The 19820-nt window shown below is 38.4% G+C and carries 14 protein-coding genes; 5 read left to right on the top strand and 9 right to left on the bottom strand.

Features of this window, described 5'->3' with window-relative positions:
- The first annotated feature begins 119 nt into the window (after window positions 1-119).
- Genes D1B32_RS10125 through D1B32_RS10135 form a run of 3 tightly spaced genes read left to right on the top strand, consistent with a single transcriptional unit; the run spans window position 120 to window position 3304 of the window.
- On the top strand, window positions 120-896 hold the full coding sequence (locus D1B32_RS10125) for an enoyl-CoA hydratase/isomerase family protein (protein WP_095311972.1): 777 nt from the start codon (window positions 120-122) through the stop codon (window positions 894-896).
- A gap of 13 nt (window positions 897-909) precedes the next feature.
- Window positions 910-2052, top strand: a complete 1143-nt coding sequence (locus D1B32_RS10130) for an alpha-hydroxy-acid oxidizing protein (RefSeq protein WP_095311970.1) — start codon at window positions 910-912, stop codon at window positions 2050-2052.
- Between the two features lie 37 nt (window positions 2053-2089).
- Window positions 2090-3304: a CaiB/BaiF CoA transferase family protein gene (locus D1B32_RS10135; RefSeq protein ID WP_095311968.1), complete on the top strand. Its 1215-nt coding sequence runs from the start codon at window positions 2090-2092 to the stop codon at window positions 3302-3304.
- A gap of 190 nt (window positions 3305-3494) precedes the next feature.
- On the opposite strand, the gene D1B32_RS10140 is transcribed toward D1B32_RS10135, so the two are convergent.
- The 5 genes from D1B32_RS10140 to glgB form a co-directional block, all read right to left on the bottom strand.
- Window positions 3495-5927 carry a glycogen/starch/alpha-glucan phosphorylase gene (locus D1B32_RS10140; protein WP_240033768.1) on the bottom strand — a complete coding sequence of 811 codons (2433 nt, stop codon included), beginning with the start codon at window positions 5925-5927 and terminating at the stop codon, window positions 3495-3497.
- A 13-nt stretch (window positions 5928-5940) separates the two neighbouring features.
- The gene (gene glgA / locus D1B32_RS10145; RefSeq protein ID WP_095311964.1) at window positions 5941-7371 is read right to left on the bottom strand and encodes a glycogen synthase GlgA; all 1431 of its coding nucleotides are present in this window, start codon (window positions 7369-7371) and stop codon (window positions 5941-5943) included.
- A gap of 140 nt (window positions 7372-7511) precedes the next feature.
- Window positions 7512-8618, bottom strand: a complete 1107-nt coding sequence (glgD, locus tag D1B32_RS10150) for a glucose-1-phosphate adenylyltransferase subunit GlgD (protein ID WP_095311961.1) — start codon at window positions 8616-8618, stop codon at window positions 7512-7514.
- Complete coding sequence (locus D1B32_RS10155; RefSeq protein WP_095311959.1) at window positions 8615-9769, bottom strand: glucose-1-phosphate adenylyltransferase; 1155 nt, start codon at window positions 9767-9769, stop codon at window positions 8615-8617. The genes glgD and D1B32_RS10155 overlap by 4 nt, the downstream gene beginning before the upstream one ends.
- On the bottom strand, window positions 9769-11682 hold the full coding sequence (gene glgB / locus D1B32_RS10160; protein ID WP_118889264.1) for a 1,4-alpha-glucan branching protein GlgB: 1914 nt from the start codon (window positions 11680-11682) through the stop codon (window positions 9769-9771). The genes D1B32_RS10155 and glgB overlap by 1 nt, the downstream gene beginning before the upstream one ends.
- 365 nt (window positions 11683-12047) lie before the next feature.
- Here glgB and pulA point away from each other — a divergent pair, with 365 nt between their 5' ends.
- Together pulA and D1B32_RS10170 are read left to right on the top strand one after the other, a co-directional pair.
- Window positions 12048-14201, top strand: coding sequence for a type I pullulanase (pulA, locus tag D1B32_RS10165; protein WP_454186558.1), 2154 nt, complete (start codon window positions 12048-12050; stop codon window positions 14199-14201).
- Between the two features lie 234 nt (window positions 14202-14435).
- Window positions 14436-15434: an LLM class flavin-dependent oxidoreductase gene (locus D1B32_RS10170; protein WP_118889266.1), complete on the top strand. Its 999-nt coding sequence runs from the start codon at window positions 14436-14438 to the stop codon at window positions 15432-15434.
- Between the two features lie 68 nt (window positions 15435-15502).
- Here the strand turns inward: D1B32_RS10170 and D1B32_RS10175 are convergent, their stop codons facing one another.
- The 4 genes from D1B32_RS10175 to D1B32_RS10190 all read right to left on the bottom strand — a co-directional run bounded on the left by D1B32_RS10175 (window position 15503) and on the right by D1B32_RS10190 (window position 19731).
- Window positions 15503-16111, bottom strand: coding sequence for a DedA family protein (locus D1B32_RS10175; protein WP_118889267.1), 609 nt, complete (start codon window positions 16109-16111; stop codon window positions 15503-15505).
- Between the two features lie 308 nt (window positions 16112-16419).
- A complete protein-coding gene (locus D1B32_RS10180) occupies window positions 16420-17523 on the bottom strand; it encodes an ABC transporter permease (protein WP_118889268.1) in 1104 nt (367 codons plus the stop codon).
- Window positions 17523-18782, bottom strand: coding sequence for an ABC transporter permease (locus tag D1B32_RS10185; RefSeq protein ID WP_118889269.1), 1260 nt, complete (start codon window positions 18780-18782; stop codon window positions 17523-17525). Before D1B32_RS10185 ends, D1B32_RS10180 begins: the two co-directional genes overlap by 1 nt.
- A 16-nt stretch (window positions 18783-18798) precedes the next feature.
- The gene (locus D1B32_RS10190) at window positions 18799-19731 is read right to left on the bottom strand and encodes an ABC transporter ATP-binding protein (RefSeq protein ID WP_095311944.1); all 933 of its coding nucleotides are present in this window, start codon (window positions 19729-19731) and stop codon (window positions 18799-18801) included.
- Between the last annotated feature and the right edge of the window lie 89 nt (window positions 19732-19820).

A 19820-nucleotide genomic window follows, 5' to 3' on the forward strand; every position in this document is an offset into this window, starting at 1 on the left:
GTGTCGCAGCAAAGCTTTTCGATGGGCTAGTAATCACAGCCCCAGTACATTGCGACCTTAGCCGATTTCGGACCTTCTCATCCTCCTTTTTGAACACACACTACTTGGAGGTTTTTTGCATGTCAAATGATCTTTATATTGAAAAACATGGTGCGATTGCAACGATTACTATTAATCGCCCTGAAAAGAAGAACTGTTTTTCACTCGCTATGTTCCAAAAATTAGAAGTATTACTAGATGAACTCAAACAAGATAACGCCATAAATCTCCTCATTGTCCGTGGTGTTGATGAAACAGCTTTCTCTGCAGGCGCAGATATTACAGAATTTCTAGAAGTTCGTTTACATGCAGAAAAGGCAAAAGCGTATAATGACTTTGCACTAGGGGCAATTGAAAAGCTATATCGATTTCCAAGACCAACAATTGCCATGATTCAAACGCTGGCTATCGGCGGAGGTCTGGAGCTTGCTAATGCATGTGATTTCCGATTTGCAACGTCAGGGAGTAAGCTCGGGATTACTTCTGCAAACATCGGTATTGTGTATAATCTGACAAGTACAAAACGACTATTTAATTTAATTGGTCCTTCTAAAACAAAAGAATTGCTTTATACAGCAAAGCTGATCACCGCAGAAGAAGGTAAGGACATTGGCTTAATTGACTATGTATGTGCTCCTGAGGAAATTGAGGAAGACGTTTCTAATTTCGCTAAACAAATCCTTAAGAAATCCCCAGTAGCAAACGCAGGTATTAAACAAGTCATTCAAGCTATTATAGATGGAGATAATACAGAAACCGATGCTATTTCAAATCTCATTCTGGAATCCTACAGCTCGGATGATTATGTGGAAGGCATACAAGCTTTCTTAGAGAAACGAAAACCAAACTTCTTATAAAGGTGTGACACGAATGACAACCGTACAGAAAAATGACTCATTTATCGAAAGCATCGTTTCATCCGAAGTATTCCCTTTTAGCGCAGAGGAATTAGAAGCAGCGGCTAAAGGTAAAATCGATACAGCTGCATTTGGTTACACCCGATCTGGTGCTGGTGGTGAAGAAACATTAAGAAAAAACATCGCTAGCTTTGAAAAGTATTCAATTGTTCCTAAATATTTAAACGATGTGTCTGTCGCTGATACGAGCATTGAACTATTTGGCCGTACTTACGCACATCCATTTCTGCTTGCACCTGTCGGAATGTTAAAAATAACACATGAGGATGCAGAGATCGCAGTAGCAAAGGCAGCTGCAAAATACCATGTGCCATATATTCAAAGTACGGTGTCCAGCTACTCCATTGAGGAAGTAGCTGCTGCATCTGCCAAAAGTCCAAAATGGTTCCAGCTCTATTGGTCCAATAACGAAAATATTTCGTACAGTATGGTAAAACGAGCGGAAGAAGCTGGTTATGAAGCAATTGTTTTGACGATTGATACATTTATGTTTGGCTGGCGGGAAGAAGATATGCGAAATCGTTTCTCTCCTCTAAGAGAAGGTTATGGAAAGGCAAATTACATTACGGATAATGTCTTCTTATCTACTCTGGTACATGATGATCACGACTCTGTGATTCAAGAGATATTGCAAAATATTTATCATCCTACACTCAATTGGAAACATGTAGCTGAGCTGAAAAAGCGTACATCCCTACCAATTTTATTGAAGGGTATCTTACACCCATCTGATGCAAGACTTGCAATCGAAAGTGGTGTCGACGGCATTATTGTTTCCAATCATGGTGGCCGTCAGCTGGATGGAGTTATTTCTAGTATTGATGCACTTCCAGCGGTTGCAAAAGAAGTAAGTGGAGAACTCCCTGTTTTACTTGATAGTGGAATTCGTCGCGGAGCAGATGTTGTCAAAGCTCTCGCACTAGGTGCTGATGCGGTATTATATGGAAGACCTTACGTATATGGGCTAGCAATCGCTGGACAAACCGGTGTCGAAAAAGTACTCGAAAACTTCATTCAAGAGACAAAAGTTTCACTCGCACTTTCTGGAGCAGCTAATGTGAAGCAAGCTCGTCATATACATGTTGTAAAAAACTAGCAACGATAGCATAACAATCTTAAGGAGTGGGCATCCAATGGAACAAGCATTAAAAGGCATGAAAGTGGTTGATCTATCTCAGGTTTTAGCAGGACCCTACTGTACGATGGTATTAGGTGACATGGGTGCCGATGTCATTAAAGTAGAGAAATATCCAATTGGCGATGATACACGCACAATGGGACCATATATCAATGAAGAAAGCTATATGTATATGATGGTCAACCGGAATAAAAGAGGCATGTGTGTCAACTTGAAAAATGAAGCAGGTTTACAAGTTTTATATGATCTTATCAAAGACGCGGATGTCTTTGTAGAAAACTATCGTCCAGGTGTAACAAAGAAGCTAGGCATTGATTATGACACGTTAAAAGAAATTAACCCAAATCTTATCTATTGCTCCATCTCTGGTTATGGACAAACCGGACCATACAGCAATAAGGGCGGATTTGATATTATGGCGCAAGGCCTTTCTGGTTTAATCGATATGACCGGCGAAAGGTCAGGAAACCCTGCTAAAGTTGGGATCGCCATTCATGATATTGCTGCAGCAGAAACAGCTATTCAATCGATACTTACTGCCTATATCCACCGACTAAAAGGGGGAAAAGGCCAGTATATCGACATTTCACTCGTCGACTCTGGACTAGCCTGGACGGTTTGGGAAGCTGCTGCTTACTTTGGTAAAGGTGAGGTTGCACGCCGGAACGGCACTGCACACCGTGTATCTGCACCTTATCAAGGCTTTAAGACGAAAGATGGCTTTATTCTAATCGGAGCAGGAAACCAAAAGTTATGGGAAAATTTATGTCGTCATGTTTTGAAAAAACCGGAATGGATAGAAGAACAACGTTTTTTAACAAACAGTATACGGGCAGAAAATGCAGCAGAACTTGAAGCGGTAATGGAACAAGTTCTAACAACTGAATCCAGTGACTACTGGCTCGATCTATTAGATACGCATGGAATTCCATCTGGCCCAATCTTATCCTATGATCAAACATTAAATAACGAACAGATTAAGTCACGTGACATGATTTTGGATTATGAACATCCGGTTGTCGGTTCCATGAAAACGCTTGGATTCCCAGCTAAATTTTCCGAAACACCTGGACAACTTGTGAAGCCTGCCCCACTCCTTGGACAGCATAATAAAGAAGTTTTAACAGAGCTTGGATATACACCTGAAGCTGTTGAGCAATTGACTGATGATGCTGTTCTGAATAACAGACCAAGCAAAGTAGAGGCTTAGATCGTAAATTTCAATAATTAGATCGTATTTTAGCTTGTATTCTTCCTGAATTGGACCGTATTTTTCCCAAATCGGATCGTATTCTCTCTAGATTGGACTTCCAGATTTCAACTTAAATCGGATACAAGTTCGTAAGTGAGCAATGTAAAGTCACGTCAATAGAGAAACCGGGCAACTCAGCCCGGTTTTACTATACCTTTTTAATTTTCCATATCTCCGTTGCATACTCCTGAATCGTCTGATCACTTGAGAATTTTCCCGAGTAAGCTATATTTGTAACACTCATATTCAACCACGTATTTCGATTCCGGTAAGCCCGTTCAATAAGCTCATGTGCCTCCAAGTACGGTTCAAAATCCTTAAGTACAAAATACGGATCATTGTGGTATAGAATATTGTAATAAATATCCTTAAATTCGATATTATGCACACCGAACTCCCCTTGATTCAACTGATCTAAAATTCGCTTGATTCGATCATCTGTATTATATAGATCTCGAGCATGATAGCCACCGTGCTGATAATAATCCAACACTTCATCCGCTGTCAGTCCAAAAATAAACATATTCTGATCACCGACTAAATCATGAATTTCAATGTTCGCTCCGTCCATTGTACCTAATGTCAGAGCCCCATTCATCATCATCTTCATGTTGCCCGTTCCAGATGCTTCTTTACTCGCGGTTGAAATCTGTTCACTAATGTCAGCAGCCGGAATAATCTTTTCTGCAAGGCTCACATTATAGTTCTCCAGGAAAATGACCTTTAATCGATCCCTTACATCCGGATCATAATTTACAATAGAAGCTACCGTATTAATTAATTTAATAACTTCCTTCGCTAAATGATAGCTTGGAGCTGCTTTAGCCCCAAAAATAAATGTTCGTGGTGTAATATTCTGGTTCGGATTATCCTTCAGCTCGTTATATAAATAAATCACATGAAAAATATTTAACAGCTGACGCTTATATTCATGCAGCCGTTTGATTTGCACATCGAAGATCGATCGCTCATCCACCGTGATTCCTAAATGCTGATGAATATAATTCGCTAACACTTTTTTATTCTCGTGCTTTACATGGTCGAATTTCTCCAACAAAGCATTATCATTCGAGTACTTTAACAAACTAATCAGCTGCTTTGGCCGCTTCACCCACTGCGGTCCAATTATGTCTGTTATCAAACTAGCAAGCTTTGGGTTCGCCTGCAATAACCAACGACGATGGGTAATTCCATTTGTCTTATTATTAAATTTCTCTGGATACAAGGTGTAAAAGTTTTTCATTTCTTTTTTCTTCAGGATTTCTGTATGAATTCGTGCTACTCCATTGACACTAAAGCTTCCAACAATTGCCAGTCTTGCCATATGGACGCGACCATGTGCAATTATCGCTAAATCGGGTATGGAATCCCTTAACTCCTCATGATCAAACCAGATGCCTTTACAAAACCTTTCGTTGATTTCATCAATAATCATATAAATTCTCGGTAAAAGATTTTGTATCATCTCCTCCGTCCACGTCTCTAAAGCCTCACTCAATGTAGTATGATTCGTATAAGCAATTACTTTCGTCGTTACTGCCCAAGCATTATCCCAACTAAAGCCTTCATCATCCATTAGAATCCGCATCAATTCTGGAATGGCCAAACTTGGATGTGTATCATTAATTTGAATAACTACTTTTTCTGCCAAACGACTAAGTGGTAAGTGATGATTTCGTTTAAAATGCTTTAAGATATTCTGAATACTTGAAGACACTAAAAAATATTGTTGCTTTAAACGCAGCTCTTTTCCCTCATAACTAGAATCATCAGGATATAAAAATCCTGATATTTGTTCAATGGAATGCTGATGATCAAGGTCATGATAATATTCCTTATTTTCTTCCAGCAAGCCATCCCCATTATTTTGATGAATTACTTCAGCACTCCACAAACGTAACGTATTTACTGTATCGTTCTTATAACCGACAATCGGAATATCATACGGAACTGCCATTACCTTATCTGTATTCCGGTATTCAAATTCAAGTGAGCCATCATTTTTCTTAAACATATGTACATCACCATGGAATTGAATAACGACTGCTTCTTCCTCATTTCTCGTTTCCCACGGATATGGATTTTTCAGCCAGTAATCCGGCAATTCAACCTGGTTGCCGTGGATAATACGCTGCTCAAATAACCCATAACGATAGCGAATCCCGTATCCATGACCAGGAAATTTTAACGATGCCAAGGAATCTAAGAAGCATGCTGCAAGACGTCCTAAACCACCATTTCCTAACGCAGCATCATGCTCTTCAGCAAAAACATCTTCTGGATCAAGACCAAGCTCTTGCAAAGCTTCCTTCGCTGTATCGAGCATGCCACAATTTAAAAGATTACTTGCAAGCATTCTGCCGATTAAAAATTCCATCGATAAATAATAGACTTCTTTATGCTTGCCATCCCGATAGCTTTTGCGAGTTTGAAACCACTGCTGTTTTATCTCTTCATTGGCAATCGATGCAAGCACATAATAGATGTCCTTGGATGTCGCTTCCTTCACTTCTCTTCCTTTATCGGAAATAAGCCTTCTTAAAATCTCCTGTTTCAATGTATCTACCGTTACGTGTGCCAAGGAAAAATTCCCCCTATCCGATAATTGATTCCGGTATAAGTTTTGTGTAAATTTCAGCATATTGCTGTGCTGAATTCTTCCAGCTGAATTGACTTTTATTTACGTTTTTCAATAGGCTCTGCCATTCAGTTGTATTTGCATATATTTTTATTGTGTAACGTAAAACATTTAATAGGTCGTGTGCATTATAATTCGCAAAGCTAAAACCGTTTCCCTCGCCCGTCAACTCATTATAAGATATGACTGTGTCTTTTAATCCGCCAGTCTCTCGAACAACCGGAACCGTCTTATACTGCAAAGCAATCAACTGAGATAACCCACACGGTTCAAATTTGGATGGCATCAAAAAGAAATCCGCGCTTGCATAAAGCCTTCGAGCAAGCCCTTCATCAAACGATAGAATCGCTTGTGCTTTATCCGGGTAACGACTCGCTAAATCCGCAAAGTAGTTTTCAAATTCAGGGTCTCCAGTTCCTAGTATGATAAACTGAACATCTTCCTCAAGAAATTCATCTAAAATATGCTGGACAAGATAAAGACCCTTCTGTTCTACTAGTCTCGTTATAATAATATACAATGGGGTTCCTTCTTTATAAGGAAGGTTGATTTCTTCATGGAGTTTGATTCGATTTTGTCTTTTCTTCAATCGTGCTGTTCGATAATTTACAAATAGATTTGGATCAGATGATGGATTATATTCCTTTGTATCAATTCCATTGAGTACACCAAGAAGGTCATCTGACCTCTCTTGCAGCATACCGTGTATCCCTTCACCATAATAAGGGTTCTTAATTTCCTCTGCATAGGTTGGACTCACAGTCGTAATTTTATCCGCATGGAATAAGGCACTTTTAAGACAATTGAACATTCCATCCCATTCCATCCCAGCAATATGTTCTTTCCCAAGATTGAAGAAATCATCAAATATATGTAGTGGCATAACACCTTGATATTTGAGATTGTGAATCGTAAAGATTGTCTTCATCTCTTCAATCGGCTTCATAATGTTCGCAAGTGCCACCGTTATTCCAGCTTGCCAATCATGCGCATGAAGCACTTGGGGACGATAATCAAGATGCCTTAATGATTCCATAACAGCATGACTGAAGAACACAAAACGTTCCCCATCATCGTAATAGCCGTAAATCCCTTTCCTCGTAAAATAATAGTCATTAGCAATAAAATAGTACGTAATTTGATCATGTACGAGCATAAATAATTGTGCTTCTTGTTTCCGCCAGCCTAATTGCACGTCAAAGGCCGTGAGATATTCCATTTGATTTTTCCATACATCATCGATTTCATCGTACAATGGTAATATTACGCGGACTTCCAGCTTTTCCTCTTTCTGCAGTGCTTGTGGAAGTGATCCTACTACATCCGCTAACCCACCTGTTTTAATAAATGGGGTGCATTCAGATGCAACAAATAACATATTGCTCATGTCTTCTCACCTTCCTTTTATTTTTAAAAAATTCATTACGAAAAAATTGCCCTCTCTCCTACAACAATAAATCCGATATCTACAAGACAATTCATATGCCCAGCAGATATCGTCACTAGCGGCGCTTCCGCTTTTGTCTATTAAATAACCTGTCTTTTGGCAACTACATATGGCTTTTCTTTTGAGCCGATTATTTTCTGGCCTTTGGTTACATGGACATCCTTATCAAGAATGACATTCTCCAGATGAACACCTTCTTCAATGGTGCAGCGTTGCATAATAATAGAGTTTTTCACAGTAGCTCCTGTCTGAATGGAAACGTCACGAAATAGAATACTTTCCTCCACTCTTCCATCAACTACACATCCGTTGGCTAACAAAGAATGTTTTACCTCCGAACCTTTACGATATTTTACTGGTGGATTGCTGGATATTTTTGTTCGAATGAAATGGTTGCTTAAAAATAAATCATGATAACTATCCGCATCTAGTAAGTTCATATTTTGTCTGAAATAACTTTCAATTGAATTAATAAATGCACTGTACCCTGTGTGTTCAAATCGTTGTACCTTTAAGTCAGCAAGCTTATCCTTAACACCGCATATAAAAAAGTTATCTTTATGATAAGCAATACATTCATCTACCAATCTCATTAACAGATTCTTGTTTATAATATAGACGCCTGTAAATAACTCTGCATTTGTTTGATCGTTTGTAATCTCGGTTACCCACCCATTTTCATCTGCTTCAATGCGGAAATAAGGGTAGTGCTCAGGAAATAGTTCTTTGACATTTGTCGAAATTAATGTTATATCTGCCTCTTGTTCCAAATGGTATGTAAATGCATCTTTATAGTCGGAATTTGATACAAATTGACTGCCGCTGATTAATACATATTCAGATTGGCTTCGATGGAAATAATCACGGTTATTATGAAAAAAACGCAAATCGCCTTGTGATCTGTCGGAAGGATCATTCCAATCTGGCGGAAGAATAAACAATCCTCCGTTCCTTCGATCTAAATCCCAATTTTCCCCAGTTCCTAAATGGTCTAATAAAGAGCGGTATTTGTTGCGAGCAAAAATTGCAACCTCATTAATATTCGAATTCACCATATTGGATAATGTAAAATCAATCATTCGATAGCGCCCACCGAAAGGAATCGATGCACTATTGCGAAAATATGTCAGCTCATTAAACACATGGTATTCATGATCTAAATTGATTAGTCCCATCATTTTTTTCATTTACTTTCTCCCCCGGCTGGTGTCAGCATGCCACCTAAAGTTTCCTGGTTAATAACAAATGGTTCTTGAAATTCATCTATTTCAATTGTTGTTCCTGCTGGAATTACCGTATTTTCCATAATAATGACACGATTCAACCTGCAATTTTCACCAATTCTCACTCCCGGATGGATAATCGATTGACGGACAGTGCTCGTTTGCTCCACTCGTACATTTTCAAACAAAATGGAGTTTTCAATAGTCCCATGTATAAAGCAACCAGAATTAATTAGCGAATTGTTTACAGTTGCCGTTTGACTTATATATTGTGGAGGCAAATTCGAATCATGTGTGTAAATTCTCCACGCTTTATGATTGGAAATAAGGCCAAGATTTTCATCAAGCAGGTCCATATTTGCTTCCCAATAGCTTTGTATTGTTCCTACATCCTTCCAGTAGCCATGGAATCGATATGCAAATAGGCGCTGCGTATCATCAAGCATAGCAGGAATAATATCCTTGCCAAAGTCATGGCTGGATGCTTTATTTTGTGCATCCTCAAGTAAGTAGGCCTTCAATTTATTCCAAGTAAATATATAAATCCCCATCGACGCTAGATTACTCTGTGGATTCTTTGGCTTTTCTTCAAATTCAAAAATCCTTAGATTATCTGATGCATTTAAAATCCCAAAACGTGATGCATCGTCCCATGGAACCTCAATAACAGAAATGGTCGCATCTGCATTTGTTTCCTTATGCTGTTCAAGCATTTTCTGGTAATCCATTTGATAAATATGATCACCGGATATAACAAGTACATACTCCGGATTAAATTGATTAATAAAATGCATATTTTGATAGATTGCATCCGCAGTTCCTGAATACCAGTCACCACCTGTTTTTGCTGTATATGGAGAAAGTACGGTTACGCCACTTTGTTTATCCATATCCCACGGTTTCCCATTCCCAATATGCTTATTCAGCTCGAGTGGCGAATACTGTGTTAGCACGCCTAAGGTTGAAATGCCTGAATTGGTACAATTACTTAAGGTGAAATCAATGATTCGATATTTCCCTCCAAAAGGGACAGCAGGTTTAGCAAGATGATGCGTTAATTCCCCTAAACGTTTTCCTTCCCCTCCAGCTAATAACATACCAACACATTCCTTCATTACAACGCCTCCTCGACATCTTTTTTATATTTGAATATTGCGATAGCTAATGGCGGAATTTTTATCTTAATATGCTGTTGTAATCCATGCCACTTTTCTTGGAAACTAAAATGATTATTACTATTTAGCTGATTAGAACCGCCAAACTTCTCTTGATCAGAATTAAACACTTCCTGATAGGTTCCTGGAATTGGAACACCAATTTTATAGTCATAGCGAATTTCAGGCGTAAAATTGCAAACGATAATTAGTTCTTGATCCTGTTTCTTCCCCTTGCGTCTAAAAGCAATAATGCTTTGATCTATGTTATGTGGATCAATCCATTCAAATCCAGCTGGATCATGATCCAGATCATAAAGCTCAGGGTTGCTTGTATAAAACAGGTTTAATGCTTTTACATATTGGAAAATCCCTTGATGGAATGGATAATCTAATAAATGCCAGTCTAGTTCTTCTTTGTCCTTCCATTCCGCATATTGGGCTAACTCTCCTCCCATAAAGAGAAGTTTCTTTCCTGGATGGGTCATCATATAACCATATAACAGCCTCAAGTTTGCAAATTGCTGCCACATATCTCCTGGCATTTTATCCAATAATGATTTCTTCCCATGCACAACCTCATCGTGTGAAAGAGGTAATAGGAAGTTCTCCGAATGTGTGTACATAAAAGAAAAGGTAAGCAAGTTATGATGCCATTTCCGATGAATCGGAACCTTTTTCATAAAAGTCAGCATGTCATTCATCCAACCCATATTCCACTTAAAGTTAAAACCGAGCCCACCTGAATAGGTTGGGGATGTAACGAGAGGCAAGTCCGAACTGTCTTCAGCCATCATGAGTGTTTGTGGCTCATAGGAAAAAATAACTTCATTCAGTTTACGAATAAAGGCATAAGCTTCTAAGTTCTCTTCTCCTCCATACGAATTTTTTATTCTTTCCTCTCCATCCTGTCGGTCAAAATTTAAATACAGCATACTTGCAACAGCATCAACACGAATACCATCAATATGATATTCCTGTAACCAAAATAATGCATTGGAAACGAGAAAACTTTGAACCTCCGGCCTTCCAAAGTCGAATGCTAATGTTCCCCAGGTTCTTTTATCAGCCTTCAATGGATCCGCGTACTCGTATAACGGTTCTCCATCAAACCGCCGTAAAGCAAAATCATCCTTACAAAAATGCCCCGGAACCCAATCCATAATTACGCCAATCTGATTTTGATGACATTGATCCACGAAGTGTTTAAATTCATGACGGGGTCCATAACGTGAAGTAACCGCATAATAGCCTGTAATTTGATAGCCCCAAGACAAATCGAATGGATGCTCTGCAAGTGGTAATAATTCAATATGGGTATAGCCCATCGACTTCACGTAGGGAATCAATTCCTCCGCTAGCTCTATGTACGTATAAAACTCACCAGAATCTTGCTTTTTCCACGAACCAAGATGAACTTCATATATCGAAATAGGTGATGAATAAGCATCAAAGGATTTCTTACTTTGCTTCCAAGCATGATCATTCCATGTATACGTAGAATCTTTTTTTGGAGTTAATGAAGCTGTATTTGGTCGAAGCTCTGATTGAAATGCATAGGGATCTGATTTTAACAAGATTTGATTTTCTGGAGTAATAATTTCATATTTATAAGGTAAGCTGCCTGTAACGTCCGTAAAAAAGCCCGCCCAAACCCCTTGCTCCGTCAGTCGCTCCAATGGATGGCTTTTTCCATCCCATTGATTAAAGTCACCAACGATATTAATTTGTTTCGCATTTGGTGCCCATACGGCAAAACGGTATCCCTTTACTCCTTCCCATTCGATGAAATGGCAGCCCATCATTTTGTAACTTTCATAGTTGGTTCCTTGGTGGAATAAATAGATATCCTGTTCTGAAATATTGTAGTTCAAAAAAGGGCCTCCTTCTTAGGCAACTTGGTATTCACATGTCTCATGATAAACCAGTTTTTTCTAACAATAATCATCATTATAGATACAATCCTATGATATTTCAAGATAGTTATCAGAAAATTCCTTCGACACTTTCCTAATAAAAATGTCACATCCTGTCGAAGTATCTTGAATATGTCTGCCTACGTATGTTTATGTATAATTGTGGTAAAGTTAGTAAAGAATTCTTTAGAATTACAGTGCAAAAGCTGGAGCAATCGGTTTATTCATATTAAATATTTATATTATTTTATTGACAAGCGAGAAATTCCCGAAAAAGTGGATATAACATATACTAAAAGAAGTGAAATGCATTGGAAGAGGAGATGCTTTTTGTGGAAAAACAAGTTGCTTGGATTGATAACATTCGAACGCTGACTTACAGCGATCATCATATACAATCATTAATTAATACCGACAACAAGTTGCCTTACTTGTTTTGGAAGGCGGAAAATAAAGTTTTACCAATAAAGCAAATCAAAAAAATTAATGATACTACTTTAGAATTAGAGGTTGCTGAGGAAATTCCCCTTGGTGAGGACCTATTTCTTCATTGTGGTGACACAGAGATACCTGTCTATCCCCGAGGGATTGTACGAACAGACTGGTTTGACAAGCGTTATGCTGCCATTGATCAATCATTAGGAGCAATTTGCAGTCCAAACGCCACTATATTTTCTGTCTGGGCTCCTACCGCTACTTCCGTCAAAGTCATTTTAAATGAAAACAGTTATCTATTAAACAAGCTTGAAAAAGGGGTTTGGAAGCTGGAACTAAAAGGTAACTGGCATGGTCAATCATACGAATATGAAGTAACTGTAAATGGGAGTAATAAGCGAGTCAATGATCCATATGCCAAAGCATTGCTTGCCAATAGTCAAAAAGCAGTTGTCGTCGACTTTACAAGAACAGAACAATTCAGTATAAATCAAAAGCGCCCATTTATCCAACAGTTACAAGATGCGATTATTTATGAGCTACATGTTAGAGATGCAACCATCGATCAAGAAAGTGGTGTTCAAAATCGAGGAAAATTTTTAGGCTTAGCCGAAACAGGAACAACTACGAAAAATGGATTTTCTACGGGGCTATCCTATCTAAAAGAGTTAGGTTGTACGCATGTACAGCTATTACCCATTAATGATTTCGCACGTGTTGATGAGTTTCATCCAAATGATGCATATAATTGGGGATATGACCCCCTGTTTTTCCAAACGCCTGAGGGAAGTTATTCCGTATTGCCTGACAGACCAATCGCACGAATTAATGAACTAAAAGCAATGATTCAAGCATTCCACAACGAAGGAATCGCTGTTATTCTAGATGTCGTATTTAACCATGTTTTTGTCATGGAAGAGTCGCCATTTGAACAGCTTGTTCCTGGCTACTACTTCCGCTATCATCCAGACGGAACCTTAAGTAATGGAACTGGAGTGGGAAATGATATCGCCTCGGAAAGAAGAATGGTACGTAAGTTTATCTTGGATACAATTGATTTCATGCTTTCAGAATATCACGTGGACGGCTTTCGCTTTGATCTAATGGGAGCAATGGATATAGAGACAATGCAACAAATTGAAAAACGATGTCAGAAAGAAGAAGCTCCAATTATGCTACTCGGTGAAGGATGGGATTTGCCAACCGCACTTGATAGCAGCTTAAAAGCAACAAGTTATAATGCAAGCCAATTAAGCGAGATTCGTTTTTTCAATGATTATTTCCGAGATTCAATGAAAGGAAACTTATTCGAACAGCAAGATACTGGCTATATCAATGGTGCTGGGCGTTTCTTAGAAAGAATGCCTCATTTGCTCTCCGGTGCTGCATTAGATCCAAACAATCATGCTTCTATAAATGTTAACCAAACTATTAACTATGTAGAATGCCATGATAACCATACACTATGGGACCGCTTATGTTTAACACATCCAGACCTTCATGATCATGACCGTAAAAAAATGCATCAATTGGCTACAGGCATTACACTATTAAGTCAAGGCGTTCCATTTCTACATGCAGGTCAAGAATGGTTTCGCAGTAAACAAGGGGACGAAAATAGTTACCTTTCTGGTGATTCGATTAATATGCTGGATTGGAAGAAAAGAGAGCAGGAAAAGGAAAACATTGCATTTGTGAAGGCTTTGATAGCTTTAAGAAAAAAATATACTGTTTTTCGAATGACTTCACAAAAAGAAATTCAGCAACGATTCCATGTGCTTGAAACGCCATACCCTGTTTTTGGCTTCACCTTATTAGGAGATACGGATGACTTCTCTATTTATATTAATCCAACGAAGGAAGAATTCGACCTCCATCTTCCCTCTTCTGGAAAATGGAAAAGAGCGGTATCCAATAGCGTTTCTGAAAAGGAAGACATCATTGGCGAATTTACAGGTATCCATGCTTATGAAATTATTGTTTTTCAAAAGACACGAAATAGAGCAACAAATGAAGTAGCAGTTGTATTACCTGGCAATTAATGTTTTCAAGCTTATTTTTCCAAGACATTGAGGCTGAGACAAAAGTGTTTTTATGAAATAAAAACCGAACATGATTGGTGCAAATAACTCGCTCTGGAAATATACTTCGCGCATCCAGAGGCGGCTGGAGTCTACGTATATTTCCTACACCAAGCTTATGCATCGTTCGTCTTTAACATTTTTTGTTATGTCTCAGCTTCTTTCTAAATTTGAATTAGAAAGGAAGGCCAATCTATGATTCCGTTAAACATACTCGATTATGCACTTATTGATGAAGGTACAAATGCAAATGAAGCATTAAAACATACAACAGAGCTCGCACAACTTGCAGATAACCTCGGCTATAAGCGTTACTTAGTACCAGAGCAGCATCAGGCACTCTCCATCGCTAGCAGTGTACCAGAAATGCTTATGATGCACTTAGCAACCTCTACTACTAACATTCGAATTGGTGCTGCTGGAGTGATGCTTCCACATTATAGTCCGTACAAAATCGCAGAAACATTTCGAACACTCGAAGCAGTTCATCCAGGGAGAATTGATCTCGGGATTGGCAATAGCTCTGGTGGCAGACTTGTAAACCATGCCTTGAATGAGGAGAAAGATGAACGTCTAACCTATGAGCAACAAGTAATAGATATACAAAAATACTTAACCGATGATTCTGATCCTGAACATCGTTTTCACCAATTAGTTGCAACTCCAGTTACCGATACCTTACCTGAAATTTGGATGCTCGGATCTGGCGGCAAAAGTACGAAAATCGCCACAGAACAAGGTACAGCTTATACCTATGCCCATTTTTTCAAGCCCTCAGAGGTCGGTAAGGAGATTATTTCTACCTATCGTAAGAACTTTAAACCTTCTCCCTTTCATGAAAAGCCAACTGTTTCTATTGCTGTTTTTACCATTATTGGTGAAACAAAAGAGGAAGCTCAAAGCTTTGCAGGAGCTTTTGAACTTTGGATGGCATCGCTTGAAACTGCAAAGAACCCACCCTACTTCCCCTCGGTTCAAACAGCACAAAAGCGACGTTATAGCTCTTTTGAAAAACAAAAGATCACTCAGATACGGAAAGGAGCGATTGTCGGAAATGCCCATCATGTCAAAGAAGAAATTTTGAAATTAGCGGAATTTTATCAAGCAGACGAGGTCACAATTGTTCCAAACCTTCCAGGAGCTGCAAATCGAAAGAAGGCAATTCAATTATTAGCAAAGGCATTTGGGCTTTAATTAGCTGCTTGCAAACAGAAGGTGGGCGATTTCTCCTAATCGCCCACCTTCAAATACATTTTAATCAATTATTTTTTAAATCGCTTCTTAATAAATAACCAAACCAATACAATGAATAGAACTGCGAGTACTGCATAAACAATATTGGAATAGATATCCATATAACCAACAATTGTTTCCCAAGAATCGCCAACTGCAGCACCAATATTAACGAGAACAACATTCCAAATAAATGTCCCTACCGTAGTTAATGCTAGAAACACCCAAAAGTTCATACGAGCCATTCCTGCAGGCAGAGAAATTAAACTTCTAATTAAAGGGATAAAGCGGCAGAAGAATACCGTCCATACACCATACTTCTCAAACCAAGCGTTTGCTTTATGAATATCCTCTCGGGTAAGTCTGAGAATATGTCCCCACCTGTCCACTATTTTTTCAATTCGATCCACGTTAATGACAAATCCTACTCCATAAAGAACAATCGCTCCTACAACGGAACCAATAGTAGCTGCAATTACTACTCCTAGAATGGTTAAATTCGAATGGGTCGTCATAAATCCGCCAAATGTTAAAATTACCTCAGATGGAATTGGAGGAAAAAGATTCTCTACCATAATTAATAAAAAAATTCCGATGTAGCCAAATTGCTCCATTATACTTGTAATCCAGTTTTCCATTACTTTATTCTCCTATACATCAATATGCTCCTTGCCAGCTAGTTAATAGATTAGCTGAGCGTAATTGTAATTTGATAATCTGCAAATATACTTGCTATAAGACTGCGTACTTAACGCGAATCCAGCATTTTTTGCTTAACTCCAAATCTGCAGTAACTATAATTATATCTTAATGATGAAGCATGTAAATATTAAAAATGTGTTAATTTTGTAGAATAAGTAAGGATTTACATAGGAGCGTAAAAAAGTAGCCATAGTAAAAGATCGACAATCATGAGCTTTCCCTATGGCTTCCTAGCACTAAGTTTTTAACCTTTTCTTCGTTCAACTAAATTAATCCCTACCCCCATACAAATGACTCCAATTAAAAGCATTAGAACTAATGGTAAAGCAATCTCATTCCAGCCTTCATGATAAAATGCAACATTTATCATCGCTTCCATCGCATGTGTTAACGGGAATAAATCAGCGATAAACAAAAGAACCGCATTACTTATTGTTCCTGGTGGCATATAAACCCCACTGATAACTGGAATAATCGGTACAACAGAAGGATAGATCATATAGAACTGCTCTGGTGTCTTCACAAACCCAGTTATTAACATCGCCATACTAACAATACTCAGTGCATAAATCGCAGCTATTACAAGGAGTATAAAGAAATTATTACCTAAATCATAATTCATCACATACTGAAAAATAACAAGCACAACAGCGATTTGAACAAAACCGATTACGAAACTATAGAGCAGGTGTCCCGTATACATTCCTGTCTTGCTCACAGGTGATAAAATCATTCGATTCCAAACTCCACTCACCTTATCTGACAAGACACCGTTCACTTTAAACCCAATTGTGAACATAGCCATAAAAAGCGTAAATCCAAATAGTAACTGAATTCCCATATCATAATTGGATACTTCTCCACCATTCAGTGATTCGGTTTGAATTTGGAATGGCGGATTTTCCAAATAACTCTCCACATCATTTCGAATCTGGTCTATACCCTGTGAACCTGCTGCTGCTTCAATTTGTGCTTCCTCTACAAATACCTTTTGAACGTATTGATCAATCAGTGGTAAGGTCGGGATATCATAGGCTGTAATGAATCGATAATCATGTTCCTTTAAGTTAATTGCTATGTCCCTTCTTCCTTCTGCTACATCTGTACGTGCAGTTTCTTCATCTGCTATCACAAAGTTAAATGACTCATTACGATTTAGTAACGGCTCCCATTTATCCATGATTTCACTAGAATTCGTTTCACTACTAAATATCGCTACGGTCGTTTGTGGCACCATATTACTACTCGTAAAAATAAGTGTTAATGCAATGCTTCCTACCAGAAAAAGAATAACCATCAATGGCTTGCGTTTATCCTTCCTCCATTGCGACTTAAATACTGGGAACATTATGCTCTCCCCCTTCTAGGAAATAGAACTATTCCAATGAGAAGACAGCCAACAAAAAATACAAATAACTTAACCATTGGAATAATTAAAGTCTGAAAATCGCCAAACTGTGTCCACTGCATAAAGACAGACAAGCTTAGCCCATTCGGTGTCCATTCACCTATTTTTTGCAGCCATTCTGGTAACCCTTGAGTTGGAAAAAAGTTCCCTCCAACTGCTGCAAACAGCATGATGACTAAATTAAATGCTCCATTGGCCGCATCTGTATTGTTTATAATTAATGTAATTGTTGTAAACACTGCGGATAGTCCAGCTACTGCTAAAGAGAAGCACGTAATAATGATGATTGCCCCAAACCAAAATGCCATTGCTTTTCCTTCAAACACATCAAGCAGCAAATGACTAACTGTAAACACAATCATTAACTGTAGCCACACGAAGCAAAAGGTAGAAATTGTCTTTCCCATTAAAAAGGAAATCGGGTTACTGTTCGTTAAAATAATCCGATTAAATACACGTTCTCTTTTTTCCGTGGTAGTCTTCATTGCAACGGTAGAAGCTATAAATAGCGCAAACAAAAAACTCATTGCAACTGTAAAATACTGCGAAATACCAAACGACTCGACTCCTTCAATAACTTCCCTTCCTCCTTGGGGTAATATCGGATCCTGTAATTCCCCATCCGTTACACCTTGAAGGGCAAATTGAAAGTTAAGCGTATCGAGATAATTCGAGATGATGTTGTGAATTGTATCCGACTCGGTAGATTGCTCTTCGATTTGGATGGTTAGAGCGTTTTCTGCAGGCTGATCAAGCATAAGCTGGCTAAGAACATCATACGTAAAACCATCTGGAATCTTAACGAACGCATCTAAGTCCCCATTCGCTACTTTTTCCTTTGCATCTACCTCACTTAATTCCCTTGTCGTAATCCATCCACTTAATTCTGGATCACTAAAAAAGGAAGTCATTAAACCGCCGGGTGAAATCGATGATGCCTGTGCTATCATCGCTTCCTTTTCTTCTTCCGATAAATCCATTCCTAAAACTGTTTCCGTAAACTGCTCAAATCCAAGAGACTCATCGTCCTCTAAAACGATTCCTAAGTCAATATCCAACCCTTCTGCATCCTCACCAAACAAATCAGAGAAGGCAAAATTCAAAACAACAATCAATAAAATTGGTGCTAGCAAAGAAATGAGCACTTCTTTACGATCTCTCCAAAAGACAAGTAAATCTTTTCTTAAAAATGAACGCATCCTCCGTTACCTCCTCCTAATCTCTTAATGTTCTACCGGTTAAATGCAAGAAGACATCTTCAAGGCTCGGTGTCTCCATTTGATAATTCGTTAATTGGATCCTTTCACTTTCCGCTGCACGCACCAGGTCACCAAGAATATTAGCACCTTTTTTGCAAATAATTCGGATTCCCTCACTTGTTTCATCAACAAGACGGATATATTCTAAAGACTTGATCTTCTTAATTAGCTCATCACTTGTTTCACTTAAATTGACGCGGATTGTGTCTTCACTCGATAAAATACTTAATAATTCTGCTTTACTTCCAGACGCCACGACTTTGCCATGGTCCATAATATAGACCCGTTTACATAGCTGCTCTACCTCTTCCATGTAATGACTCGTATAAAGTACCGTTGTACCATTTTCTTCATTCAATTTGCGAACCGTTTCAAGAATATGGTTTCTCGATTGTGGATCAATTCCAACAGTTGGCTCATCCAATACAAGGATTTTCGGATTGTGTAACAATGCAGCTGCAATATTCACTCTCCTTTTCATCCCGCCAGAGAATGTTTTCACAAGCTCTTTTTGCCGCTCCTTTAATCCAACCATATCCAGTACATCCTGAATCCGCTGTTCAAGTACATTCTTTTTAACCTTGTAAATTTCTCCGAAAAACTTCAAGTTCTCATAAGCCGAAAGTTCCTCATATAATGCAATTTCCTGCGGTACCACACCAAGCACCTTTCTAATTTCAGCTGGATTTTTTATTGTACTTTTACCATCTAACTTCACATCACCTGATGTTGGTTTCAGCAAGGAGGATATCATAGAAATTGTAGTTGATTTTCCAGCTCCATTTGGACCAAGCAACCCGACTGATTCTCCTTCATCTAAATAAATGTTAATTTCATCTACGGCTTTCTTGCCCTTATATGTTTTACTTAACTTTATTGTTTCGATCATATGGACACACTCCCTCAATTGGTTGTATTTAAAGCATACAAAAATAAAGACAGCATCACTACTGTCTTTAGTCATTACCAAGTTAATCA

This window comes from Oceanobacillus profundus, assembly GCF_003515705.1.
Taxonomy (GTDB): Bacteria; Bacillota; Bacilli; order Bacillales; family Amphibacillaceae; genus Oceanobacillus; species Oceanobacillus profundus.